We start from the raw sequence: 23,223 nt of genomic DNA, 5'->3' as shown, positions 1-23,223 counted from the left end.
CCCTTTATTCTTATATTAACTTTATCAATGCATCTCATAACGATCTACGAATGAAATGTGTAGCTGATAGACAGGCTTCGCTACAAGCTTTTTTAAACTGCATAAGGCAGAAAAGATCTCAATAGTAATCCTAGTGCCGAAAACCTAGCAATTTACAAAGCATGTTCTAATGATTACACTCAATTATTAGCAGTTTGTATCCTATATGCGAAAGTAATTATACATTCAATTACTGACAGGTAACAAGTCTCCAAATCATACCAATAGGTTAGTGGGGTAGTAAAGGAGATCAGAACTTTTCTGTTTTAAAGAGCACTGTGATATAGAGTCGTGTAGAAAAAAGCTGGTAGCTATTGAACACAAAACCCTCACCAGAATATACTGGTAAGGGTTACTAATAACTTAAAACTCCTCATTAACTAACGAGATATTATTAACACACGAAGTTGTATATTAGTTTGAGATTTATTTGATAAATGATATTCCTCTTAAGTCTTCTTTTAAGTGCTATCGTAGAAATAATATGTGGACGAAATCAGTAACAATTTTTTTTTAAGATTGCTCTTATTGCTGAAATCCGCGCTTGAAGTTCCTCTGCTATTTCGGGCTTCATGTCTTCCACCATTGCTATCAGATATTCTTTAGAACGAAGATGAAGTTTACGAGCAGCTATCGATTCTTTCAGTCTGCTTAAATCGTGGATAGCTTCATCTGTTTTAAATTGAAGACATGCTATCATTTCGATCGAATCTACAAATAATTTATTCTTATTGGACATGCAGTATTGTATAAATAATTACTTGTTTCCCAGTTTGGCCTATTCCACTACCAATATCACGCCAAACGCAATTCGGTATCTCATTCGACGCCTTAATCAATTTTAGTTTTCTCGACATATAGTCGTGCTAACCTTTACGCACTATTAATTATATCTGTTCATGGTAATAGATATGGTAATTATCATGAATCATTAATGGGCTATTTTGAATAAGGAAAGGCTGATTCTTTTGAAATAACCTAATGGCTCGAAGAAATTTGAGGGTTATTGAATACATTTCTTCATCACCATGCGTTTGGTAATTAATATTTAATTTAATTAACTCACCATAAAACAAATCCAATGTCAAACCTTCATCTGACAGTTTTTCTCTGAGCGTTTGAATAATTTGATTTTCTATCACGTTCTATTCTCCTTTTCGTATATAGTGTTCAAAACACACAAAGGAGCATATAAGTTTTAATATGAATAAATATTACACTTTGCTTTTACTCATCTGGTAGAACGATGATAAATATAGTAATGGATTGGAATAGATGTCCCGTTCCGGAACCTTAAACTTTATTTCTAAATCAGTGAACTCAGCTGGATCAGATGACTCAATGTCACCCAGACACCTAAATCCCATTTCCCAATGATCGAAGTTCCTTTTCTTAAGAAAACCTTCGGTCAAGATGTCCAAATTATAATGCCTGAAATCTGCTTCAATAGCCCTATACCGCGCCCTAACGTCAATTTCCCGACCTTCAAGCACTTGAATAAATCGACCTTGCAACTTCTGTTTCAATCTGCCATTTTTGTTAGCAAGAAAATAACCTTCCACATAAACAAGCATTCCGGTGATGTCGTTCGCTCGATTTATTCTTCTTGAAGTGTGAAGAAGATGCCTTAGACTTTTTATGTCCATTAATTCTGTAGCTGAACTAATATATATTAAATAGAAATACATTGCATTATCCTTTCCTTTGTGTAACATTATTATAGATTATAACATATGTTAATGTAATTTGGTTGCGCTCTAGTGTAATTTTATAATTACATAGGGATAGTTAACTATTATATCCTGTTTTAAATCGGATCTTGATAAAGAAATGATTCGCCGATGGGTATGTTCAATTATGTTTGTTTTAGTGTAATTACTCTCAATGTAACAAGATGTAGAGCGAAGTTATATGGTGGGAAGATCTGATAGGCTTATCTGCCACTCCACTGGAAATATTTTGTATGTCATTAAACTTAAGGCCTTGTGTATCGTTTATGTTACTTTTAGGCTAAGATATAAAGCAGGCTTGACTTTACAAACTTATTTGTTTTATAAATCAGCTTTCGCACTGAACTTGTTTCTAAGCGAATCAGCTGCGAATTGAGCATTAGGTCTTTGCAGAGGAAATGCGCAGCATGGCTGCAAAGAATGTCCACACCAGAAACTGGCGAGACCTTTGGAGATAGATTTGTGCGAAGGCAATCAAAGGGCATGACAGTATCGTGGCCTAATGCGATCGCAGGTTCGCACATACTAGAGGATAGCTGAGTCATTTAAAATGAAAGAGCGTAGCGATTAGCATTTTGAATGAGAGAGAAGCTATCATGCAGCAATGAACTTTGCGGAAGGCATTCATGTATGACAGATTATGCGGGATGGGTGTGAAGCCAGGCTGACAAGCTTAGCTGAACAAGATGGCGATCTGGCAAACTTAATGCACCGCTTAGGAGTGCGGAATACCTTATTTCCGGCGTGTTGCTATGATAACACCACAGGCTTATTGAGAGTACGAATAGTCCGCACTGGCTTCTATGAGGATGAAGGAATCAAGTTCACCTTTTAAACGAATGACTAAAATTAGCCATCGGCTCACTTAAGCCGCTTTTGAGAGAGGGCTAAGTTTAGGAATGAAATCTTATGAATGTTAAAGTAAAATAATGTATATATTTAGCTACCATAATATTTCTAAATGCCAAACTCTCAGACAACAGAGGTGAGATTCCACCTCTTCTCACTTAAATTTACTCCTTATACAGGAACGACCATGAGTTCAACTGATATACTGTTTAAGGCTGTCAACTACATTACTGACGAGTACAATGATGGGAAAGGCTATTTAATTGACAGACATCAAAATAGGGAAAAGGATGAGCCACGGGAGTTGTTTATGACAAAGCCCGTTATCATGCATAGAGAGAAAAGAATACGTGGAACGATAGCCCTATTGAGATCAAATAGAATACCATTGCTAAAACCAGCAGATAAATTCCTCTTAGTTCCGTTAGATGTGACTACAGGTTCCATTGCCGAACAGACAAGATTTTTCATTGACTTTAGCAAAGATTATGCTGTGTTATGTGTTGAATATAATTATCATGGCCCCAGAGCAACGGATATAGAATACTATCTAAGGAGTATCGTTTGGCAAACTTTGAGAGTTTCAAAAGTTACAGAGTTGTCAATGTATATGAATTCCACTATAGATAAAACGTTGGCGGAGTTAAAAAACGTTTTAAATATCGAGATGAAAGTGCAACCTAACAAACTTCATAATATCGACCCTGATTTACAGGGACAATACTTCACTGGACTTTCCAATCTTGGTCAGAAGATCAAACCAAAGTTTTTCAGACTTGAAGCATTGTTTCAATCCCCAGGAAGTGTTGTCAAAAGTAAAGAAATAAACAAGGAGGGGATTAAAATGGTGAAAGATATTCTGGAGAGGATACAAAAGAGGCCTATTAATCTTCAAGGCTTCGAGGCCTTCGTCGTTAAATATGAAGACATTGCAGGCAAAGAAGAGGTTTTCAATCTTCTGAGTGGAAAGCGTGAAATTTTAAAGGAGGTGGACTTCGCAAAAATAGTTAAATTGAGAGACTGGTACGAATTAATAGAGCAAGACCTTAATGAGTTTATTACAAGCTTATGATATTAGATCATTATTTCGCAAGGCCTTTATTTTGGGACTATCTTTTAGGTGCAATTGTATGTTTGCTTCTTGAGTTTGCTAAGTACAAGGGTTTGCATGTAGCACCTGAAAATGATACCTTAATTTCTACTACCACCGATTTATCCACTATCTCTTTGACTATCGCTGGTTTTATCCTCACGCTTCTTACCGTGTTAATCACCTTTAAAGGAAGTACAGTTCAGTCGCCCAACACAGAAAATAGTGTAGAGCCTAGAGTTTTTGATGCTTTCTTCGAAACTGGATTATATTATTTAACAATCAAGCATCTAAGTAACGGTATAAAATCATTAAGTTTTATTGCTTTAATTGGTTACTCCTTAAAGCTTACATTAGCAAAAGCCTATGTTCCTTACATGCTTTATTTTGGCATCTTCGGTCTCATCATTGTTGTATTAACAATTTGGCGTAGCCTACTGATCTTGGCAAAGATTGTGGCCTTGCAAAGGGAAGGCTAGTGATTTACTGGAACTTGCCGAGCATTTAAATAATTGGCATTTGACCTTGACTTATAAATCCCTGATAATCCCCCGCTACTAAGGGGAGGTATTGGGAGTGAGTTGTATTAAGTATCAGTATCAGGATATCCTACGTAAATTACAGATGGCACCCTATCAAAAACTTCGGTGACTACAGAACAAATCCACATCGATTGGTTGATTGAAACACCTCTATACGTTTCCATGATGTAGTCACCTCCACCGATTAAACCAGTAAGATCAGTGAGGAGTGTTATTACGTCAGCACCTTCAAAGGGTTGATCACTTAATATCAAACGGCATTCATTTTTACCGTCAGCTACTTTATCGAGCATGGTATCGGCACCTTGTACCATTTCTAAATCATCTATTGAGCCAGTCCATTCTGGTAAGTCTATGTACCATCTTTCAGCTGCTGTCTTGTAAAACTTAAATGTTTGTTTCATAATTGGTCGATTAAATAAAAGGGGATTCTAACGAGTGTATTACCTCACAGACTCTAATGATATGTCAATATCAACTTCATACATTGCATTATAGAATTCGAATTCAAGTGATTGTGTTACACGGTTTATTAGGCTTTTCGTGGGTTTACCTGTCCGTACCTCTGCCAATTCTCTATTATTTTCTTTAATTCGTTCACGTGTACTGAAAAACGCCAAAGGAAGTAACCATGATAGTATCGGCGTTTGATTCTCTGCCATTCGAGTTTCTTCCATCAGACACTTACCACAGGCAAGGTGAAATGTCTTTCCATGAGCTCCGCCTGCCATTTCATTCAACCATATAGCATTCACCAAATACTCTGTACCCCTGCATACAGGGCAAGGTTGATTCATTAACAGGACACATTTCTGGTCGATCAAAGTATCTAGATCAGCTTGATCCCGGAATGTATTGTTAATAAACTTAGCTACCTTCAAAGATCTATTTGATGCCTCTTCTTTCAAGGCTTGTAGCCCTTGAGGTGTAAGATCTCCTAACTGGTCAGCAAGTTTAAGCAGGGCAGCATCGTTCATTAAAGCAAAGTTCTGTCTGAGCGTATTTAAATCTGGAGTCATGGTACGAATTTATAAATACAAATATAGAAGAGCTGGTTTTAAGGATAACAAAAAAGAGCCACAAGTTCATGCGGCTCTAATGTTGTGTAGGTGTACAGTGTTATTTCACTATCAGATACTTGAATCCATAAGTTACATTCAACGAACCACCTACTAATGATCGAAACTGATTTTCGGTAGGGTATCCGTTGCTATTATATTTCCAGGTTGAAGTTATATCTCCACTGCGTAGTGCGCCATTATATATTGAGGCACCAGTCGATTGTACCGGGTTATTCTTCGTAGGATAAATAGGAGTTCCTAACCTGTCGTAATTACTTTGGTATAGCAAGGATAAGTAGTATTCAAAGTCCTTTATTTCGATCAGGGGGTTTTTCTTGTCGTCGAATTGATTGTTGGTCACTTTATCAGAGCTGAAAAGCAATCCATTTAGATAGATTTCCCTCGTGTATACAATTACGTTCCCTGACGAATTATAATCGTATTTTGAGACTGACTTTTTTGAACCTTCATTCATCGTAATTGAGGTTACTCTCCCAGAGCTATCGTAAATGTAATCTGTTACTTCGTAGACAATCGTTTTTTGAGCGTTGGAATGTTCAATCTTTGATATTTTCTTATTAGATCCATAATAGACTTTATTAAACCTATAAATACTATTGTTGTCAACTGAATATGTTGTGGTTGACTCAATTTGACCAGCAGAGTTCAAGGTCATCTCATCTCTATAAATGGAAAACAATGTCTGACTTACATTCAAGCCGTTGTACTTAAATGCAATAATTGACGAATTTCCGTTGTAGGTAATATCTCTCAGAAGAAAGGTGCCAATTTCTGGGGGTATTGTTTGTGACATTGGTTTATCACTACTTTTAGAGCATGAGGCTACGATCAGCAAAATAAATGCTGAGAGCATGAGGAGAGATTGTTTCATATTTGAAGATTTGTTATTTAGCTTTATCACAACAGTAGATACTCCATACTCCGAGAGCGAGCGTACCGATACCAAAGATTGCCCTAATAGTCATAGACCATTTATCGATCATATAATCCCATTCAATAAAGGAACAGATGGCATAAAGAATAGCTGAGAGGATCAGCCACATTAAAGTGAAGTAGGTAGTTTTAGACATTAAGGTTATTCATTTATACCGATAGTCCTAAGTCGGCTTTAAACACAATAAGCGTAGGACTGTAACCTTAATCCGTCTAAGAGGCCCTGAGAAGCCCGTACAAACAGATAGATTACGCCCTACGCTTATTGCGTAAGACGTTAGTCTACTGTTCTCGTTGTACATTGAAATTTCTCAGGTTTCTTAGACAAGAACTTTAGTAACGCTTATATATTAAATGATGTGATCCTTGTTTTACTTTCTGATCTGTTTATTACTTTTTATGTCTGGTAAAGATAAGAAGAGAAAAGAAACAACAGCTAATCTGAAGTGATTATTTTTGCTGTGTCACATGTTCAACAGCCTTGATGCTTACTGATTCATTCTCTCCATCCATAATGCGTTTGAAGAAGAAGTCCTTTACGTTCTTGGTCACTGAATTGATCCTCACAGAATCCTCAATGTTCACATTGGCTGTTGCAGCGCTTGTCGTTGCGAAGATCGTTCTTAGCGTTTGGTTGTAGATCATTGTCCCGAACTTTGAGATAGCCTCTGTGTCGTAGGAGAAATAAATAACGAGGTTTCCTGTTTTATTTTTGCTCAGGGTAAGGTTCCAGAAGTAGGAAATGCTCTCTCTCACGAGGTTTGGATAACGGTCATTACCTAAATGATCAACCGTTGCTACTGTTCTGTACTGGGCAGATTCAAACACCTTTAGTAGGTGTAAGCTCTCTTCAGAGATCTTCTCAAATGCTTTGGTGACAGCTTCATTTCTCAAATGGTCAGGTGTTGTACCTGTAGATTGTTGTTCTACTTTCTTTGTCATTGCTGTACGGTTTTAAATTGTGAATTGATTGATACGTTGATACTGTTTGTTATTGGTTTAAAAGGTCAGATAGCTGTAGTGCTGCATCTTGGGATGGTTTACCTTTTAAAAGAAAATGCCCACTGTTAAGTCAGCAGGCATTTAACGAGATGGATTAAAGAACTCTGATAAATCTCTCGGGTTGATTTCGCAGCGCACGATTAAAGAATGAAGGATAGTCTGGTTGTCTCATGACCTCTGTACTGTAGCTTCTGAGCGCAAACTTATCTATCATAGCCTGGATCTCCTTTTCGAATGGACAGTTGCAGAACTGGTATTCAATTTTGTAGTTCGTGTATACATCACATTCCAAATGGAAGAAGAAATGAGGCGTGGCTATGCAGTAGAGTCCTTCCACGTCAAGTGGGCAGGCTTTCAAGTTGAGTTCAATGATAACTCGGTCATCTTGGTTAGGGAGTTTACTGTAAAGTTCTTTTACACTTTCGACAGCCATGTGGTACATGTCGTGAATCATCGGGTTTACTTTTTTCTGAGTAGTTGTACTGTTGTGTAGCATCTTTTTGTAGTTCTTACTTACATGCTTTGTGGTATTCCACATCGCCTCAAGTTCCGCGACTACCGTCTGATCCTTGTTGTTTTCTTGTGAGTGCTTCTTAAATTGCTGCATGTTCTTCTGTTTAAAAGGTGAATTGCTTTAGGTTGACTGTTGATGAAAAGCGGTTTTTATCCTGCTATAAAAGCTTGGACTTTCTTTTTGCTTCGCCTCGAGATAAGGATCGGGGGTGATGTCCCTAACTGCTGCCTTCCGCTCATCTTAAACATAAAATCGCTTCTTGGCACTATTGATATAAGAGTTTGATCAACCTAAGTCACCTTTTAAAACGTAAGGATATGTGCTGAAAGTGAAACGCGCTCTCTGAGCGGAACTCAAAACGGAAGTTGATATTCAATTCAAAGATGGAGGGGGGCAGGTAACCAGACTAGCTGAAAAAATTATTTGTTTTTGCAACAGCATCTCAAAGATGTATTATCACATTGCTACCAATAAAAAAGACACTACCTAATGATAGTGCCTGATTCTTGTATATCCATTTTTTGGTATCGTTCCGTTAATATTAGGATTTCTATCTATTTATGGATATGGTAATTAGATCGATTGATCTATTATTTTAAACCTTGAATTTTCCATACTTTCACGTTAGCGCTATTTGTACTTATTTCAGCATTATAGTACCGCAATATATGAGTGCCACTGGCAGGCTTTGTAACGCCATACTCCTTGTAAATAGTCCTTAATCTGGCTTTGAAACCAGTAGCTGTCGGTTCGTCATTCGGCTTGTACCACGATTTAATTTCCTTAACCATAGCCGGATTGTCCAATTCCCGTTCTTTCTTGATTTTTTTTATCTCACGCGTGATCTTAGCTTGGTCAAAATTCAGCTTCAGCATTACGTCATAACCACCAATAGCATTATAATCCTTAACAATATCGGGATGATCTCTTTCAACGTCAGCTTTTGTATCTCCCCAGCGAAAAGTGATAACCCCAGGTTCCGGTTCAACATCATAGGAGTGAAGAATTTCCGCTACACATCTAATAACATTAGACCTTCCTAGAGCACGGCTCAAATTATACAACTGCGCATCTGACGCACTAAACTGAATGAACTTAAACGTAAAATTCAATGTTTTAACCGCGTCATAGGCTGCTTTGAGTTGGGCGAAATCTCGATAGTAACTTAGTACCTGTTGTTCGTATATGTGATTGTCTACCATATATGGTAGTACCTCATGCTGATCATTTACAAACTTCTTTACATCTACTCGTTGTGTAGCCTGTATTAATGCCACTTTACCACCATCGGTTGTTACTTGACCAAGCCTATTGACCATCTGACAGTATTCTTCGTAACCATCGTAGATATCTTTCAACGCCACATCTCGTTCTTCATATTTAATATTTGGATTAAAGTTGGTAATATGTACTAGTCCCGTGATACCATTTCTTAATCTTCCTGCAATCTGTACCACATCTGTATAAGGGTCTACTATCGAATGTGGAGCTAGATAAACATTGGTCACTACTATAACTACTGGTTTGTCAGTAACATTGATATCGACTGCGCTGAAGAATCTACTAGTGATAAAATTGAACCGCATAAAATCTCCCAGTCTATTTGATACGTTGTTCATCCCCATCTTCTGAAGCTTTCTCACACTTTGATCTGCGCAGAAAGCTTTGCTCTGATCCATTATATCTAAGGATTTCGTGATAGCATATATTAAGTCCGCAGAGTTTACAAAAATGAAGAACCGATTGCTCGGGTAACTCTCAAGTACATTGTTAAGTGCAGAGATAACATTGTTGGTGCCTACTAAGTTGATTGTTTTCTTATGTTCATACTGTGGTAAAACCTTTAGTATCTTAAAGCCATTCTCTGCAAACCTTGGGTCTGATGGAGTCAGTGCAGTAGCTGAAATCATTGCTTTATGATCAAATTTAAAGAAGTCTTCCATTGGCAAAATGATCTTCGCTCTATAGTCAGTCTCAGTAGTCAACTTATCGGATTCATCTAGTAGTAGGAAGAAGTCTTTGTATAGGTCAAAGCCTTCGACTTCTAGTATAGCAGGTTTGACTTTGCTTTCAAATGCCTCTGGAGTGCAAACGATCTTCTTAGGTGTAGTATTGTTTTTTAGATATCGTATCACAGCTGCTTTACTGACTACGTTGTAAACTCCTAACATATCTGGATACACCAGATTCCCATCTATATCGAGTTCGCTTTCTTTACCAACGATGACAGGAACATTTGGCTCAACGATTATGCTATTGAGCCAGTTGTAGACCTTTATCTCACCATGCGTTGCTCCGATGTTCGTCAGGGTTTTAAAAATGATGTAGTTGGATGGTGTGCCGTCTAAGAACCGTTCCGTCTGAGATAGCCATTGACCCTTATTAATCTTTTGATATTCAATTTCTAGTTCGTTCATGTCATGTCCTAAATAAAAAGGTCAGGAGCTGCCTCCTGACCTTTAGTCCACTAATCAAGTGATGTACCAGTGCCTAGAGCTTCACTGATCAGGTCATCCAGATAGAAGTCTATCTTTACCGTACCTTCTCTATAAGCCTTTACAAGTTCAACTATTCCGGGATGTGCTATGATCTTAGCTTCTTCGTCACTATTTTGACGTGCAAACTTTCCCCAGTAGTAGAATGTTCCCCCTCTGTCCTTACGTAGTTTAAGGCTATTAGTCATCCGTAGCCCTTCTTTCAGCCACTTAAATAGGTTGTCGAGGTGATCATAATCATCAGTTCTCAGCTTTTTGATGAACTCAAGAAACTCCGCTTTCACGAGAGGTCCACTAGTATGGTTATCTTTGAATGCTTTGACAGCGTCCATGACATTCTCTGGTGACTTTTCAGCACCATGCAAAAGGGAATACCCTTCTCTTTTATTCTCTAACATAATATTACGACGTTAACTATGCCGTTCGAATGCGAATATCGGAGCGATTTTTACGACTGTGTCGCAACTGATTTTACTATTTCAATCGTACTTTCTAAGCCTGTTTCAATATCGATCTTAGTCGATCAGCTAGCTTACCCGCAGAAGGGTGTCCATAAGTAAGATCGATGATTCTTAGCACTTTTAAAATACGCACATATAAACGGAGTTGGGCGTTAGTGAACTTAGAACGGTCTTCATTCATAACATGGCTAAAGATTGGATGTATAGCGTTGCAGAAGCTTTTAATTATTCTATATTCCTCGCCAATATACTTGTGATTTGATTGTGATGACAAGAGTTGAAGATCAACGAGCATGTCAGTCTGCCCAGCTACAACAGGAGCATATTTCTTTTTTAGTACCTGCTGAAGTAGGTACATTTCTTCACCCAATGCACCTAAGGGTGCAGAACCGGCGATGATATTAGTTTCTAAAGAATCAATTATCCATGTCCTTAATTGTTCACCTGAGATCGGAAAAGGTATGCCGTTGATCGATATACTTATGTCTGTAACGCAGTGTTTATTCTGGCTATTGTTGTATGCCAGAAATAACTTACTTAGCTCTTTTATATTTGTCCTCGAGGACTGTGTACTTCCAGCATAGTAATGATTGCGATTTTGCTTGGATCTATCCTTTATTTGGTCGGTACTCTCAGCCCAGTAAACAGCAAGGAAGTGCAAACTGGTATAAAATAATGTATCGGCAACTGCTCTTAGTTTATACTTGCTCAAATCCTTAAGCTCAAGCAATAAGTTAAATGCTTGTTGCAATTCGAATTGCTCCTCAGTCGATGCGGCTAAATGTGTTACCATGTTCTTGGTAACTAGTACCTGTTTAAAAGCAACCGTATCAGATTCATTAATCGCAAAGTTAGCACAGTGCTTAATGTAAACTTCCTTTTTATATAGACTAAGCCATAGTGGAAAGAGTACATTAAGTTTATAATGAGGAGTGCCTTCTAAAGCGGCATCCGAAAGATTAGAGACGATAGCATTCATTGGATAAGTGGAGGCTCTTCACTCCGCTATAAAGATATTAACCATTGAGGACTTTTTATTATTATCATTTGGGGTGGGAGAATACCGGCGAAGTAGTCCTGTTCCTGTATAGCTAATAATATGTAATTGACCAACAGTAAGATCCTACACGCTTTTATTCTTTTAAAAGGTAACAATGTTTAAAAGCAAGGTGGCTGAGAACCACCCTGCTTGATATTTTACTTGTCGATTGAGTTTGCAACAACTTCGTTTGCGTTGTCGATCACATCCTGATCAAAGGAATCCAGATAGACAGCTGTAGTTTTGTTGCCATATTCATGTCCGAGCGCTTCAGCTATTATCTCAATGCTAAACCCGAGCTTCTTGCAGATCGTAGCCCATGAATGCCTTGATGTATATGTTGTGATGGTCTGATCAGTTTCTATCAGATCCCCCATTCGTTTTAGATACTTGTTAGCTAACCGAGTACGATCTTTTACCAAGCGTAAACGCTCTTCATCGTTTTTAGTTTTCCTGTTTATTATTGGCAAGATATAACCATAAGGCTGTTTCTTGTAAAGATCAATTATCGCTAAGGCTTGTGGCAACAATTTAATATCGTAGAGCTTCCCTGTCTTCTGCCGTTTGTAGTAGATCCTACCATTTTTAATATTGCTAGGTGTCAGGAGCGCCAGATCCACAATTGATATACCCATGAGGTAAAATGAAAGCATAAACCAGTTTCTTACATGCCAGATGGTAGATTGTTCCGGTAGAGCCAGATCAACAATCTCCTTGATAAGTAACTTGTCAATAGCCCTTTTCTTTGTCTTCTCTGCCTTTAAGGTTATATCATGGAACGGGTAAAGACTTCGATCCACAATTTTATGCTTAATTGCCTTGTTGTAGAAGGCGCGTAGTGTCCGCAAGTAAAAGAATGCGGTATTGTGCTTTACACCACTTCTGAGCAGATGTTTATTATACTTATCCAAGAATTGAAAGTCAATCTCTTCAAAGCTTAGATCAGCAGGATGAAACTTTTTCAATGCGTTTAGCGCACTTTCATAGACCCAGGAATTTCCAACTTTACCATCTAATCTAAGTTCCCTTATCAATTCATTCACAAACGATTGTATTGTCTGTTTAGCCACTTCCTTTTGTAATTTGATAACGGGAGCGGGTTTAAAGAATTGTGATACCTTATCATCATCGGCCAACAATAATTCAGATTGCAAATCTGCGAACTCTTTAAGGAGCCTTTTATTCAATGTAACTGAATTGGGGTGGTTCTTCAATACTACTTTCTTCTGATCATCCCATTGATCCTCCTTGATATAGATCTTTACTGATCTTATGGTCGATTTCCCACGATGATAGATTCTAAAACAAACTGGATAGGAGTTGTCTTTCTTAGCTTTTCTGGTGTCTAAAATGATTTTAATGTTTACCATAATTGATTTGTTATGGTCAGACATCGCGTTCTTTTCGCACGTTTTTCGCACAAATTTCGCATCATTCAATAGGAATGAAGCCAACTTGTACTCATAAGAAAGAGAGATTCAATCGCAGCACAGCATGATAGTTAACTGCCTTGACATGCCTCTAAACGCTTCAATAGCCACTTATTTCAACTTAAATTTGCAAACCACAAACAAATTGCTACTTTTGCGACCCACGGGGGATTAGCTCATTTGGCTAGAGCGCTTGCCTGGCAGGCAAGAGGTGACCGGTTCGAATCCGGTATTCTCCACTTCATTATAAGGCTCATAGATTACTTTCTATGGGCCTTATCTATTAAAATACCATTTCTGATTATTCATACGATAGTCACATCGACCTCTTTTACACACAGACGGCTAAACAATATCCCCGGGATCTCTGTAGTCATATTGTATAAAACTATTACTATGAGAAAGCAGACAATCTACTTCGCAGCAACACTTCTATTATCAGCCACCCTGGCTTCGCAGGCATATGCACAGGAATATGTATCTCCCATTAAACCGGCAGAAACCGGGAAGGCTCCAGGTATGAAAGTTAAGCTTCTAAGCACTGCAGGAGAAACAAAAACATATATGCTCGTTTTTGCTCATGGCGATGAAGTGGTTTCTGGTCTGACAGAATTTGCGCAGAAGTACAACGTAAAAAGTGCTCATTATAAAGGTGTTGGCGATGCGGTTTCAGCTAAAGCCGGATTCTATGATTATGCCAGGAAACAATTCAAGGTCATCAGGGTAGATACATCAGAGATCACTTCCTTTATTGGCGATGTCGCTTTGTTTAATGGAAGGCCTGTTGCGCATACGCATTTCAGTGCAGCTACGTTTGACGGTCTGGTGCATGGGGGGCATTTGCTGGAGTTGATTATCGGACCAACGATGGAAGTCACCATCACTGTTGAGCCAACCGCGTTGTATAAAAAATTGGATCAGGAATTTGGTGCAGGGGTGATTGATCCTGAACTCAAAAAATAAATAATAATGCCTGCCTGAAACCCCCTCATTCTTAGTGATATATAATGGATTAAGTAGGCAGGACTCTTCACTGGTTTATGATTCATGTTTATGTAACTAATTACTAGTCAGTGTTTTAAAAATGATAAAATAAAAATAACACAATCTCAAAAATACTTATACCTTTGCCGGGCAGTAAAAATAACTGGCTTTCTGTCGTAGCTGACAGATGATTAACAGGGGGGATACCAGAGTGGCCAAATGGGACAGACTGTAACTCTGTTGTCGCAAGACTTCGAAGGTTCGAATCCTTCTCCCCCCACATAAAATGCAATAGCTTTTCATGCGAATGGAAAGCTATTTGTGTTTAGAATCAGTTAGGATTTTATTTCAATATCAATTACTGATACTTTTCTTCTGTTATTCACCACTAATGATTATTTTAGTGAGAGCATTTCTTTTAGTGCTCGTCTTGACCATTGTCCGTAACGTCTTCTGAGGTATCGCGGCAATAACTTGATTTCCTCCCTAATGGTCTGAAACTGATCGCGTGCTTCACTTTTTCTTGACTGCGTTTTTAGAAAAAGGCCATAATAATATCTCGCCTCAAGCGAGTGATGAATGCGGATCACTCTTTTATACCCCTCTTCAGCGATTTCAGCCAGTCCAGAACCTTCTTGAGCACGTACATATATCAAGTCATCTTCCATCACACCGAATCTATTTTTGTTGATAGCGTTGAGGGTGTCAAAATGAATCAGACTTTCTTTGTAATTTTTATTGTTGAAATAATATCTAGCCAATTGTAGGTGAATTGCGGGGTCATCTACATAAAATCCCTTTAAACAATCTTTCGCCAGTTCTATTGCTTTGTGATACTCTCCTTGCTCTGCATAGGCATTGGCTAACCCAAGTTTATTTGTTACACTATCCGATATCCTTACCTTACGTTCCCATTCTTTGATCTTTTGTTTAGGAAAAAAATAGCGCTGAAGGTTAGCCTTAAATGTTCCTCTGCTGATCTCCGGCCAGATCTCCATGACTAAATAGACCAGAGCACCTACTAACGGAAGAAAAATAAGGAGATAAAGCCACTGACGCCTACCAGTTTTCAAGGCGTGTATGATTATTATGACCTGAACGGGAATTATGAAATAGTAATAGTCGCCTAAAAGGCCAAAAAGAGAGAACATGTGCTAATTTTTTATTAAATGTAGCTTTTCATAATTAATTTGAGTTAATTTCATTTCAATTCGTTAGGATTGGGTTGCTGTCATTACTGGTAGTTGTGACAGACATAGAAAGACCAGGTTTTATCAAGCTGTTTTGAAGATGCTGGTGGTCATCATCTTGTTTCGCCAGCCTTCTTATATGAGTTTCACACATTTCCTGAGTGAGTTCAACAAATGCTGATATACGCTCTTGTAGTTTTATGGCATCTGCCTCTGTAACCGAGAAACTTCTGCTATAACGGGCATCACAGTAGCTTTTGACAAGCAAATCAAATAACCGCTTATCTTCATCGCTTCCCGTCATAAATAATTTATAAGGCCGTTCTGAAAAGGTTCTGCATAGTCCAAGTAGCCTTTGTAAATTATGGACTTCGGAACGATAACCAATGTGCACTTTGATTAAGGTAATACAACATTGCTCAACAGCCTGATGCAACATAAACATACAAGCTGTAAACCGCTGATTAGCTAAACATTCAACAGCTCCCCGAAGAAATCCATCTGCCAGGGATATACAATAATTGAAATGCTCCTTTGCATTTGATGCTGTATCTGTTGGAATGAATTGGACGCTTGAGTCAAAAGGGTGGTGCCCATCATGGCTGTATAGTAGTTTTGCTGATTGATATGCTCTAATAAAAAAACGGCTATTTTGACTGATTGCATTCTGGACTACCTTTTTTGCGTGGCATATAAATGTGATGTTACCCATCCGGTAATGAATATTAGCAAAGTGTTGTACGTCATGATCAATCCGGGTAACGTTTTCGGTAACCATTAATAAGCAGTAATCGCATCTTTGATTTGCCTCTGCAGTTTTAAAGCATCCTTTATTTTCTTCTGATGTTATGCTTTCACTAATGCAGAACAGCTGCAGCGGCTGAAATCTTAGGATCAAAGATTGGATAAACTTATTGAAGTGTTTTGCTTGGCGGTTTGTCGGCGTTAGGACTTGCATTTCCATTCTTGTTCTCATTTAAGTTTTCAATTAAATAAGCCTCATAAAATGTGGATGCCATTTACAACTATAGGGTTGGCAACTCACTTAGTCTGATGTAACATGGCTCTGACAAAGCCACCCTCCTTTCGAAAGGGCTCCCACAACAAACATAAGCGAGCACCAACCCTATAGCTAATATAGGGTTTTGGTTGCTCAACTTACACTCGCGGGATAAACTGTCAGATTTAGTTGCGAGGCTTTCAAGCAATTCCTGATCATTGATTTAGAACTGCATTATTATCTCATTTGCTACATTTATTCATTAATACTAATGTAGGGAGTAATTAATTCAATAGCAAATTTGCTATTGAATTAATTGTAATATTGATGTCTATTTGTTTAGTGAAGTATTTAAAAGATGAGAACTTTATCAAGAAGTTTGGACAAAAACTAAAACTGATACGGGAGGAAAGGGGTATATCACAGGAGCAATTTTCCTTATTAACTGAAATATCACAAAGCCAAATAGCCAGAACAGAACTTGGACAGATCAACACGAGCATCAGCCATGTCTCAACATATGCAAGACACTTAAATGTTGATCCGATGGTTTTATTCGATTTTAGTGACTTGAAGGAGAAAATCACTAAGTAGTTCTTCCTCTTCTTTAATAATAATTTTTGGAATGTCTCCCAAAGACTTTTTGCCGACAGATTCTACATTGTAACCTTGTTCTATGGGTTCCATGGGTGAGGAGAAACTATTCAAACGATATTGGCTCAGATATGGATGAAGGTGATGAAATCATTGACTCCGCGGAACCTTGTTTATCAGCGCAACATAACAATGCTGAAACCCCACATTAAAACCCGATTAAAATATCTTAATAGTTTAAAACTTAGCTTTTTGCGTTTATTTCCCTGCAATATTTATCTACCATTTAGTGTTTATTCTCATAATCGATAAACTTACTTCTTTTTTGTGTTTTATGTCAAAACGGCATATCGATTGTTTAAATCATACAACAATTCTTATAAGTCCAACAGAATTTTAGCAAAAAAATGGTTAAAACGTCTACCAATTTCGTTAATTAACCAAAATTTTGAGTGTGTAAGTGATATATTAGAGCCCTAATTATTAACTATTCACCTAAAACACTCAGAATGCGTAAACTTTTACAAAGTTTGTTCATCTTGATTTTTATTGCAGGCACTGCTTTAGCTCAAGAAAGAACTATTTCCGGTACCGTTGTTTCCAAAGATGACGGATTACCAATTCCAAGCGTTGGAATTAAAATAAAAGGGACCACAATCAGTACCCAATCAGGCGTAAACGGTACATATACGATCAAAGTTCCTGGCAAGAATGCCGTTTTGGTATTTACTTATGTGGGTTATACTCCGCAAGAGGTTACTGTAGGATCCAGAACTGCTGTTAACGTAACTATTGCACCAGACAATACTCAGTTAAGTGAAGTATTGGTTGTTGCCTATGGTACAGCAAAGAAAAGCACTTTTACCGGTTCAACTGCACAGTTGAACAGTGCTGAATTTGACAAAAGACCCGTTACAAACGTGTTGAATGCCCTTGGCGGAGTTGCTCCGGGTATCCAGGTTTCAAGTGCAAGTGGTGCTCCGGGAACGTCGCCGTCTATCAGGATCAGGGGATTTGGTTCAATCAATGCTTCCAATGATGCCCTTTTCGTAGTTGATGGTGCTGTGTATGATGGAGAGATCGCAAATATCGATCCTGATGATGTAGCTTCAGTATCCTTATTAAAAGATGCATCTACTGCAGCTTTATATGGATCAAGAGGTGGTAACGGCGTAGTAATGATCACTACAAAAAAAGGAAGAAAAGGAAAAGACAACCTGCAGTTCAAAGCAAGCACTGGTTTCATCAGCAGGGGATTACCTGAATATGAACGTGTAAGCGCACAACAGTATTATCCTTTGATGTGGGAAACTTACAGAAATACTTTACAGTATGGTTCACTGGCGATTCCACGTACAGTAGCAAACAGCATTGCATCTGGTTTAACCACCAGCTATAATGGAAACAGCTATTCTGGTATCAAAAGCTTACTGGGCTATAACCCTTTCAATGTTGCTGACAATGCTATTGTAAGTACAGATGGCGTTCTGAATCCTAATGCAAGCCTTTTATATGGCGACGATCTGGATTGGGCTGATCAGGCAGCACAGGGTGGTAAGAAAAGACAAAACTATTCAATGTCTTACTCTGGCGGCAGTGACAAAAGCGATTACTATACCTCAATGGGATATACTAACGAGGAAGGTTATCTGATTAAATCAAACCTGAAACGTTATAACGGAAGGGTTAACGTCAACACAAGACCTACAAAATGGTTCAGCACAGGTTTCAACCTGGCAGGTAATTATTCAACTGCGCAGTTTGCCAATGTTGATGCGGATAGCCAGACTGCATTGATTAACCCGTTTTATATTTCAAGATTAATTGCTCCAATCTATCCTGTACACCTGCACGATGCTACAACAGGAGCACTGGTACTGGATGCCAATGGCCAGTCGCAATATGATACAGGTGCAACCCGCCCATTTGCATCTGGTAGAAATGCCATTTATGAAAACTTAAATGACACACAAAATTCATCTAAAGGTGCATTAAACGGAAGAGCATATGCTTCGGTAAACATCCTTCCGGGATTAAAAGCTACTGGTAATGTGAGTTTTGATTTCCAGGATATTCAGGAGCGTTACTATGATAACCCTCTTGTAGGTGACGGTTCTCCAAGCGGAAGAGCTTACCAGTATTCAAGACGTACTACATCGTACACGCTTTCACAAATGCTGGATTATACGAAACAAATCGGAAAGCATAATTTCAACATCATCGCTGGTCATGAAAATTACAGCTATAAATACAATTACCTTTCTGGTAGCCGTAGTGGATTAATCGTAGATGGTATCACAGAATTAGTGAATTTCGCTACTGTTCTGGGAACTACTTCTTTCGAACGTGCTGCTACGATTGACAGTTACATCTCACGTCTGACTTACGACTACGATGGTAAATATCTGTTCAGCGCCAGCTTAAGAAGAGACGGAAACTCTAAATTCAGCCCTGACGTAAGATGGGAGAACTTCTGGTCTTTAGGTGCGGGATGGAATATCAACCGCGAATCATTCTTTAAAGCTGACTGGGTTGACCAGTTGAAACTGCGTGGTTCATACGGTGTATTGGGCAATGACGGCGGACTTGGAAACTATCCATACCAGGCATTATATACACTGGGCAGAAACAACCAGGCAGAAGCAGGATTTACTCAGGGAGCTTTGGCAAACGATCAGTTGACCTGGGAAACTTCTAAAAACTTTGACCTGGGTATTGATTATACTTTCCTTAAAGGACGTTTGAGCGGTAGCGTTGAATACTTTAACAGGGCAACTGATGGACTGATCTTTAACGTGCAGCAACCACTTTCAAACGGTGGAACTTCTGCTGACGGAAATTTCGAAGTAGCAACCAACATCGGATCACTTTATAACAGAGGTGCAGAGCTTTCAATTACTGGTCAGGTTGTTAAAAGCAAAGATTTTAACTACTCTGCTACATTGAACCTGACGCGTTTGAAAAATAAAGTAACTAAAATGCCGCCAACACAACCTTTGATCCAGGACGGAACTAAGGCTTACAGTGTAGGTCATTCGATCTATGATTACTACCTGCGCGAATTCTACGGTGTAGATTCACAAACAGGCAGGGCATTATACAAAACCAACACGATGACGGCTAATGCTAAGATCGTTGGTCAGGATACAGTTACCAATGTGATTGGAGAAGCAAATTACCGTTACACTGGTGATACTGCTATTCCGGATCTTTACGGTTCAATGTTGCATACGTTCAATTATAAAAACTTCACATTGGGCATCAACTTCACTTTCCAAACTGGCGGTAAAGTTTATGACAGTGCTTATGCTGCCCTGATGCATGGCGGAACGTACGGAACTGCTATGTCTGTTGATGCACTTAGACGCTGGCAGAACCCTGGTGACATTACTGATGTCCCGGCATTCGATAACGCACAGGTGACTAACAACTCTGGAGCAAGTACACGCTGGTTAACCAGCGCAAGCTATTTTCAATTAAACAATGTTACACTGAATTACAATTTGCCTAAAAACTGGATGCAGCGCATCGGTGCAGAAAGAGCAAGTATCTATGTAAGTGGCGATAACCTGGCAACTGCTTCGGCAAGAAAAGGTATGGGCTCATCTACATCATTTAACGGTATCGTTGGTAACAACTACAACTTTAGCCGTACGATTTCAATTGGTGCAACTGTTAATTTCTAGTGTTTAATTTTTGAAAAAAAAGATATGAAGATAATATTCAATAAGGTGATTCTGGCATTTGTATTCATTACAGCCATTACTTCCTGCAAGAAGGACTACCTTAATACAACACCTACTGAAGGAGTAGCTACATCTGTAGCTTTCAGTACCACAACTAATGCCTGGGCTGCTTTAAACGGTATCCACAGGATTATGTACTCTCAAACTTTTGGTGTACAGGCGCAGGGCGGACAAAGCGGTAATATGCTTTACATGGATATCCTTGGTGATGATGTGGTGTTTAACACCGCTGCCAGCACCTGGTTATTAAGCGAGTACAAATGGATTTCACACAGAAATCCAAGCAGCTCTATGCTCTATTATAACTATCAGTTTTACTATGTAATTATTGGTAACGCCAATATGATCATTGCCAACATTGACGCCGCAAGCGGTGCTGATGCTGATAAAGCTGCAATCAAAGGTCAGGCTTTAGCTTACCGTGCCTGGGCTTATTTCCAAATGGTACAATTGTTTGGTGAGCGCTATGTAGCAGGTGCTGCAAATAACTCACTGGCAGTGCCTCTGGTTTTAGTACCGGGAAATACTGTTACGCCAAGAAATACAGTAGCTGAGGTTTATACACAAATCAATGCTGATATTGATCAGGCAATCAATTCTCTGGCAAGTTACACACGTGCAAACAAATCACACTTAAATGTGAATGTAGCTAAAGGTATCAAGGCAAGGATTGCGCTTACCCAGCAAAACTGGACTGTTGCAGCTCAGTTTGCCAAAGAAGCAAGGTCTGGCTTTACTTTAATGACGAATACTCAGTATCTGGCAGGTTTTAACGACTATAGCAACAGCGAATGGTTATGGGCGTCAAAAATACAATCAGATCAAACAAGTTATTTCTATTCGTTCTTTGCTTATATGTCTGCTAATTATAGCTCTACGGTAATCCGTACAAGTCCGAAGTCTATTTACTCTGTTTTATATAATAAAATCACCACTACAGACGTACGTAAAAAACTTTGGGACCCAACCGGTAAGAACACTGCAGATTTCCCAATCCCAACGACTGCATCTTCGAGATATGCTTACATGAGCAGAAAGTTTAAAGTGGCAGACGCAAGTTTGAGTATCGGTGATGTTCCTTATATGAGAGCTGCTGAACTGTACCTGATCGAAGCTGAAGCACTGGCCAGAAGCGGAGACAATACAGGAGCCGCTGCGGCACTTTATCCGCTGGCTGTAAACAGAGATCCTAGCTATGTGTTATCTGTTAAAACTGGCGCTGCCCTGATCGATGAGATCATGACACAAAGAAGAGTAGAACTTTGGGGCGAAGGCTTCCGTTTCTACGATTTAAAACGTACCAACTCTGCTTTAGACAGAACTGGTGGAAACCACAGTGCAACATTTACCAGCGGTGAATTATCTATTCCTGCTACCAATATCAGATGGCAGTTCCTGATTCCTCAGGATGAGATTACAATCTCTAATGGGGTAGTGGTACAAAATGCACAGTAATTAAAATTATAATTTGCAGCTTACTCTCGTAATCTGAAGATTTTTTAAGAAGCCGTCTCATCAGCAATGTGAGACGGCTTCTGCATTTATATGATCTTCGGTCAGGTAAACTTAAAAGGTGCTGATCCTTAAATTAATCTCAAACGTTCCATTCGTATCTCTTCTGAGTGCAGAGGTCTCTGTAGTATAGGCGGCATTAATGTTTAGCCATTGGTATTGCATGCCTACGCCAAACGTGCCACTTTTGGTGGTATGGTAAATGGCCATCAGATTAAGTTTGTTATTGATGAAAGTTAAGTTGGCTCCGGCATCAAGAATGTCGTCTAAGCCTTTGATCCCGCGCATTACAACTTTAGGTTCCAGTCCGGTGCCATCGGCAGCATTGCCTAATCTTAATTTGTATGATGCAGCAGCAAAATAGGTGGATCGATCTGCCATGCTGGCGGGGTCATTGTCTTTAAAAAGATGTTTAAGATTAGGGAGTGCACTCTGCACAGTCAGTTTGCCGGAAGTATAAGCTAAGCCAAAATCTCCGTCTACATAAGTACCCCTGCGGTTATAGGCATCAATCAATATGTCATTTGTACTGCCATTGATCATTTCGTTATCCAGTCTTTCTGAAGAAAAACCGAGAGAAACTCCAAAGTGTAACTGGTGCTGATCGTTGTTTAGTTTCAGATGATAAGCATATGTGCCAACTACCCTTGTCCAGCGCTGAAGGCCGGACTTATCGTTGAACAAGTTTACACCTACACCTACTTTATTGAATCCATAATCACCGGTAATGGCCTGTGAGCTGGGGGTGCCGGGAATGGAGCTCCATTGGTCGCGGTAAGCCAGGTTGATGTTTAATCCCTGATTGATACCTGCCATTGCCGGATTGGCCAGGTACTGATTTTGATAATATGAAGCGCTTAAAGGGTTAAGTTGTGCCATTACATTGCTGCTGGTTATCGCTGTGAAAAGCAGTGCAACTAGAAGTAGTTTTTTCATTTGATCCGTATTTTTTTCTGTTGGTAATGATTTGCCTGAAAAGCAGAGCATCACT

22 protein-coding genes and 2 tRNA genes are annotated in these 23,223 nt (G+C 39.0%); 8 read left to right on the top strand and 16 right to left on the bottom strand.

Features of this window, described 5'->3' with window-relative positions; all coding sequences use genetic code 11:
* Positions 1 to 535: 535 nt before the first annotated feature.
* Positions 536 to 778, bottom strand: coding sequence for a hypothetical protein (locus FN831_RS20025; protein WP_142529971.1), 243 nt, complete (start codon positions 776 to 778; stop codon positions 536 to 538).
* Positions 779 to 1,253: 475 nt separating this feature from the next.
* Positions 1,254 to 1,754, bottom strand: a complete 501-nt coding sequence (locus FN831_RS20020) for a BLUF domain-containing protein (protein ID WP_142529970.1) — start codon at positions 1,752 to 1,754, stop codon at positions 1,254 to 1,256.
* A gap of 976 nt (positions 1,755 to 2,730) precedes the next feature.
* Here FN831_RS20020 and FN831_RS20015 point away from each other — a divergent pair.
* Both FN831_RS20015 and FN831_RS20010 read left to right on the top strand, forming a co-directional pair.
* On the top strand, positions 2,731 to 3,690 hold the full coding sequence (locus FN831_RS20015) for a hypothetical protein (protein ID WP_142529969.1): 960 nt from the start codon (positions 2,731 to 2,733) through the stop codon (positions 3,688 to 3,690).
* Complete coding sequence (locus tag FN831_RS20010; RefSeq protein WP_142529968.1) at positions 3,687 to 4,187, top strand: hypothetical protein; 501 nt, start codon at positions 3,687 to 3,689, stop codon at positions 4,185 to 4,187. Before FN831_RS20015 ends, FN831_RS20010 begins: the two co-directional genes overlap by 4 nt.
* 107 nt (positions 4,188 to 4,294) lie before the next feature.
* On the opposite strand, the gene FN831_RS20005 is transcribed toward FN831_RS20010, so the two are convergent.
* The 10 genes from FN831_RS20005 to FN831_RS19960 form a co-directional block, all read right to left on the bottom strand.
* Positions 4,295 to 4,654 carry a DUF6717 family protein gene (locus FN831_RS20005; protein WP_142529967.1) on the bottom strand — a complete coding sequence of 120 codons (360 nt, stop codon included), beginning with the start codon at positions 4,652 to 4,654 and terminating at the stop codon, positions 4,295 to 4,297.
* A gap of 39 nt (positions 4,655 to 4,693) precedes the next feature.
* Positions 4,694 to 5,269 (bottom strand): hypothetical protein, encoded by a 576-nt coding sequence (locus tag FN831_RS20000; RefSeq protein ID WP_142529966.1) that lies wholly within the window; start codon positions 5,267 to 5,269, stop codon positions 4,694 to 4,696.
* Between the two features lie 100 nt (positions 5,270 to 5,369).
* Positions 5,370 to 6,203: a hypothetical protein gene (locus tag FN831_RS19995; RefSeq protein ID WP_142529965.1), complete on the bottom strand. Its 834-nt coding sequence runs from the start codon at positions 6,201 to 6,203 to the stop codon at positions 5,370 to 5,372.
* 13 nt (positions 6,204 to 6,216) lie between these two features.
* On the bottom strand, positions 6,217 to 6,402 hold the full coding sequence (locus FN831_RS19990; RefSeq protein ID WP_142529964.1) for a hypothetical protein: 186 nt from the start codon (positions 6,400 to 6,402) through the stop codon (positions 6,217 to 6,219).
* A 313-nt stretch (positions 6,403 to 6,715) separates the two neighbouring features.
* Complete coding sequence (locus FN831_RS19985; protein ID WP_142529963.1) at positions 6,716 to 7,207, bottom strand: hypothetical protein; 492 nt, start codon at positions 7,205 to 7,207, stop codon at positions 6,716 to 6,718.
* A 154-nt stretch (positions 7,208 to 7,361) separates the two neighbouring features.
* Positions 7,362 to 7,874, bottom strand: a complete 513-nt coding sequence (locus FN831_RS19980; protein ID WP_142529962.1) for a hypothetical protein — start codon at positions 7,872 to 7,874, stop codon at positions 7,362 to 7,364.
* Between the two features lie 497 nt (positions 7,875 to 8,371).
* Positions 8,372 to 10,198 (bottom strand): hypothetical protein, encoded by a 1,827-nt coding sequence (locus FN831_RS19975; protein ID WP_142529961.1) that lies wholly within the window; start codon positions 10,196 to 10,198, stop codon positions 8,372 to 8,374.
* Positions 10,199 to 10,248: 50 nt separating this feature from the next.
* Entirely contained in the window at positions 10,249 to 10,560 is a 312-nt protein-coding gene (locus FN831_RS19970) for a hypothetical protein (RefSeq protein WP_142529960.1), read from the bottom strand.
* 208 nt (positions 10,561 to 10,768) lie between these two features.
* Positions 10,769 to 11,716 (bottom strand): hypothetical protein, encoded by a 948-nt coding sequence (locus tag FN831_RS19965; RefSeq protein WP_142529959.1) that lies wholly within the window; start codon positions 11,714 to 11,716, stop codon positions 10,769 to 10,771.
* Between the two features lie 218 nt (positions 11,717 to 11,934).
* Entirely contained in the window at positions 11,935 to 13,146 is a 1,212-nt protein-coding gene (locus FN831_RS19960) for a site-specific integrase (RefSeq protein WP_185960552.1), read from the bottom strand.
* Positions 13,147 to 13,371: 225 nt separating this feature from the next.
* Here FN831_RS19960 and FN831_RS19955 point away from each other — a divergent pair.
* From FN831_RS19955 to FN831_RS19945, 3 genes are all read left to right on the top strand, one after another.
* Positions 13,372 to 13,445 (top strand) — tRNA-Ala (locus tag FN831_RS19955).
* A gap of 157 nt (positions 13,446 to 13,602) precedes the next feature.
* Positions 13,603 to 14,169, top strand: a complete 567-nt coding sequence (locus FN831_RS19950; RefSeq protein ID WP_142529957.1) for a PPC domain-containing DNA-binding protein — start codon at positions 13,603 to 13,605, stop codon at positions 14,167 to 14,169.
* A 218-nt stretch (positions 14,170 to 14,387) separates the two neighbouring features.
* Positions 14,388 to 14,470: transfer RNA gene (locus FN831_RS19945), tRNA-Tyr, on the top strand.
* 115 nt (positions 14,471 to 14,585) lie between these two features.
* Here FN831_RS19945 and FN831_RS19940 read toward each other — a convergent pair.
* Entirely contained in the window at positions 14,586 to 15,341 is a 756-nt protein-coding gene (locus FN831_RS19940; protein WP_142529956.1) for a tetratricopeptide repeat protein, read from the bottom strand.
* A gap of 55 nt (positions 15,342 to 15,396) precedes the next feature.
* Positions 15,397 to 16,344 carry a HEPN domain-containing protein gene (locus FN831_RS19935; protein WP_185960551.1) on the bottom strand — a complete coding sequence of 316 codons (948 nt, stop codon included), beginning with the start codon at positions 16,342 to 16,344 and terminating at the stop codon, positions 15,397 to 15,399.
* Between the two features lie 363 nt (positions 16,345 to 16,707).
* On the opposite strand from FN831_RS19935, the gene FN831_RS28465 reads away from it, so the two are divergent.
* Positions 16,708 to 16,974, top strand: coding sequence for a helix-turn-helix domain-containing protein (locus FN831_RS28465; RefSeq protein WP_142529954.1), 267 nt, complete (start codon positions 16,708 to 16,710; stop codon positions 16,972 to 16,974).
* Here the strand turns inward: FN831_RS28465 and FN831_RS28285 are convergent.
* On the bottom strand, positions 16,933 to 17,067 hold the full coding sequence (locus FN831_RS28285) for a hypothetical protein (RefSeq protein WP_262711891.1): 135 nt from the start codon (positions 17,065 to 17,067) through the stop codon (positions 16,933 to 16,935). The genes FN831_RS28465 and FN831_RS28285 overlap by 42 nt on opposite strands.
* A gap of 416 nt (positions 17,068 to 17,483) precedes the next feature.
* Here FN831_RS28285 and FN831_RS19925 point away from each other — a divergent pair, with 416 nt between their 5' ends.
* Positions 17,484 to 20,660 carry a SusC/RagA family TonB-linked outer membrane protein gene (locus FN831_RS19925; RefSeq protein ID WP_142529953.1) on the top strand — a complete coding sequence of 1,059 codons (3,177 nt, stop codon included), beginning with the start codon at positions 17,484 to 17,486 and terminating at the stop codon, positions 20,658 to 20,660.
* Between the two features lie 24 nt (positions 20,661 to 20,684).
* A complete protein-coding gene (locus tag FN831_RS19920; protein ID WP_142529952.1) occupies positions 20,685 to 22,175 on the top strand; it encodes a RagB/SusD family nutrient uptake outer membrane protein in 1,491 nt (496 codons plus the stop codon).
* 111 nt (positions 22,176 to 22,286) lie between these two features.
* Here the strand turns inward: FN831_RS19920 and FN831_RS19915 are convergent, their stop codons facing one another.
* Entirely contained in the window at positions 22,287 to 23,168 is an 882-nt protein-coding gene (locus tag FN831_RS19915; protein WP_142529951.1) for a PorP/SprF family type IX secretion system membrane protein, read from the bottom strand.
* Positions 23,169 to 23,223: the final 55 nt, after the last annotated feature.

The organism is Pedobacter westerhofensis (genome assembly GCF_900182595.1).
Lineage (GTDB): Bacteria > Bacteroidota > Bacteroidia > Sphingobacteriales > Sphingobacteriaceae > Pedobacter > Pedobacter westerhofensis.
Note: the sequence above shows the minus strand (reverse complement) of the source record. Positions and strands in the feature narration are given on the sequence as shown.

What these genes read in the sequence shown, in the direction of transcription:
- FN831_RS20025 (WP_142529971.1), bottom strand. Translation starts at nt 778, where the DNA reads ATGTCCAATAAGAATAAATTATTTGTAGATTCGATCGAAATGATAGCA.
- FN831_RS20020 (WP_142529970.1), bottom strand. Translation starts at nt 1,754, where the DNA reads ATGTTACACAAAGGAAAGGATAATGCAATGTATTTCTATTTAATATAT.
- FN831_RS20015 (WP_142529969.1), top strand. Translation starts at nt 2,731, where the DNA reads ATGCCAAACTCTCAGACAACAGAGGTGAGATTCCACCTCTTCTCACTT.
- FN831_RS20010 (WP_142529968.1), top strand. Translation starts at nt 3,687, where the DNA reads ATGATATTAGATCATTATTTCGCAAGGCCTTTATTTTGGGACTATCTT.
- FN831_RS20005 (WP_142529967.1), bottom strand. Translation starts at nt 4,654, where the DNA reads ATGAAACAAACATTTAAGTTTTACAAGACAGCAGCTGAAAGATGGTAC.
- FN831_RS20000 (WP_142529966.1), bottom strand. Translation starts at nt 5,269, where the DNA reads ATGACTCCAGATTTAAATACGCTCAGACAGAACTTTGCTTTAATGAAC.
- FN831_RS19995 (WP_142529965.1), bottom strand. Translation starts at nt 6,203, where the DNA reads ATGAAACAATCTCTCCTCATGCTCTCAGCATTTATTTTGCTGATCGTA.
- FN831_RS19990 (WP_142529964.1), bottom strand. Translation starts at nt 6,402, where the DNA reads ATGTCTAAAACTACCTACTTCACTTTAATGTGGCTGATCCTCTCAGCT.
- FN831_RS19985 (WP_142529963.1), bottom strand. Translation starts at nt 7,207, where the DNA reads ATGACAAAGAAAGTAGAACAACAATCTACAGGTACAACACCTGACCAT.
- FN831_RS19980 (WP_142529962.1), bottom strand. Translation starts at nt 7,874, where the DNA reads ATGCAGCAATTTAAGAAGCACTCACAAGAAAACAACAAGGATCAGACG.
- FN831_RS19975 (WP_142529961.1), bottom strand. Translation starts at nt 10,198, where the DNA reads ATGAACGAACTAGAAATTGAATATCAAAAGATTAATAAGGGTCAATGG.
- FN831_RS19965 (WP_142529959.1), bottom strand. Translation starts at nt 11,716, where the DNA reads ATGAATGCTATCGTCTCTAATCTTTCGGATGCCGCTTTAGAAGGCACT.
- FN831_RS19960 (WP_185960552.1), bottom strand. Translation starts at nt 13,146, where the DNA reads ATGGTAAACATTAAAATCATTTTAGACACCAGAAAAGCTAAGAAAGAC.
- FN831_RS19950 (WP_142529957.1), top strand. Translation starts at nt 13,603, where the DNA reads ATGAGAAAGCAGACAATCTACTTCGCAGCAACACTTCTATTATCAGCC.
- FN831_RS19940 (WP_142529956.1), bottom strand. Translation starts at nt 15,341, where the DNA reads ATGTTCTCTCTTTTTGGCCTTTTAGGCGACTATTACTATTTCATAATT.
- FN831_RS19935 (WP_185960551.1), bottom strand. Translation starts at nt 16,344, where the DNA reads ATGGAAATGCAAGTCCTAACGCCGACAAACCGCCAAGCAAAACACTTC.
- FN831_RS28465 (WP_142529954.1), top strand. Translation starts at nt 16,708, where the DNA reads ATGTCTATTTGTTTAGTGAAGTATTTAAAAGATGAGAACTTTATCAAG.
- FN831_RS28285 (WP_262711891.1), bottom strand. Translation starts at nt 17,067, where the DNA reads ATGGAACCCATAGAACAAGGTTACAATGTAGAATCTGTCGGCAAAAAG.
- FN831_RS19925 (WP_142529953.1), top strand. Translation starts at nt 17,484, where the DNA reads ATGCGTAAACTTTTACAAAGTTTGTTCATCTTGATTTTTATTGCAGGC.
- FN831_RS19920 (WP_142529952.1), top strand. Translation starts at nt 20,685, where the DNA reads ATGAAGATAATATTCAATAAGGTGATTCTGGCATTTGTATTCATTACA.
- FN831_RS19915 (WP_142529951.1), bottom strand. Translation starts at nt 23,168, where the DNA reads ATGAAAAAACTACTTCTAGTTGCACTGCTTTTCACAGCGATAACCAGC.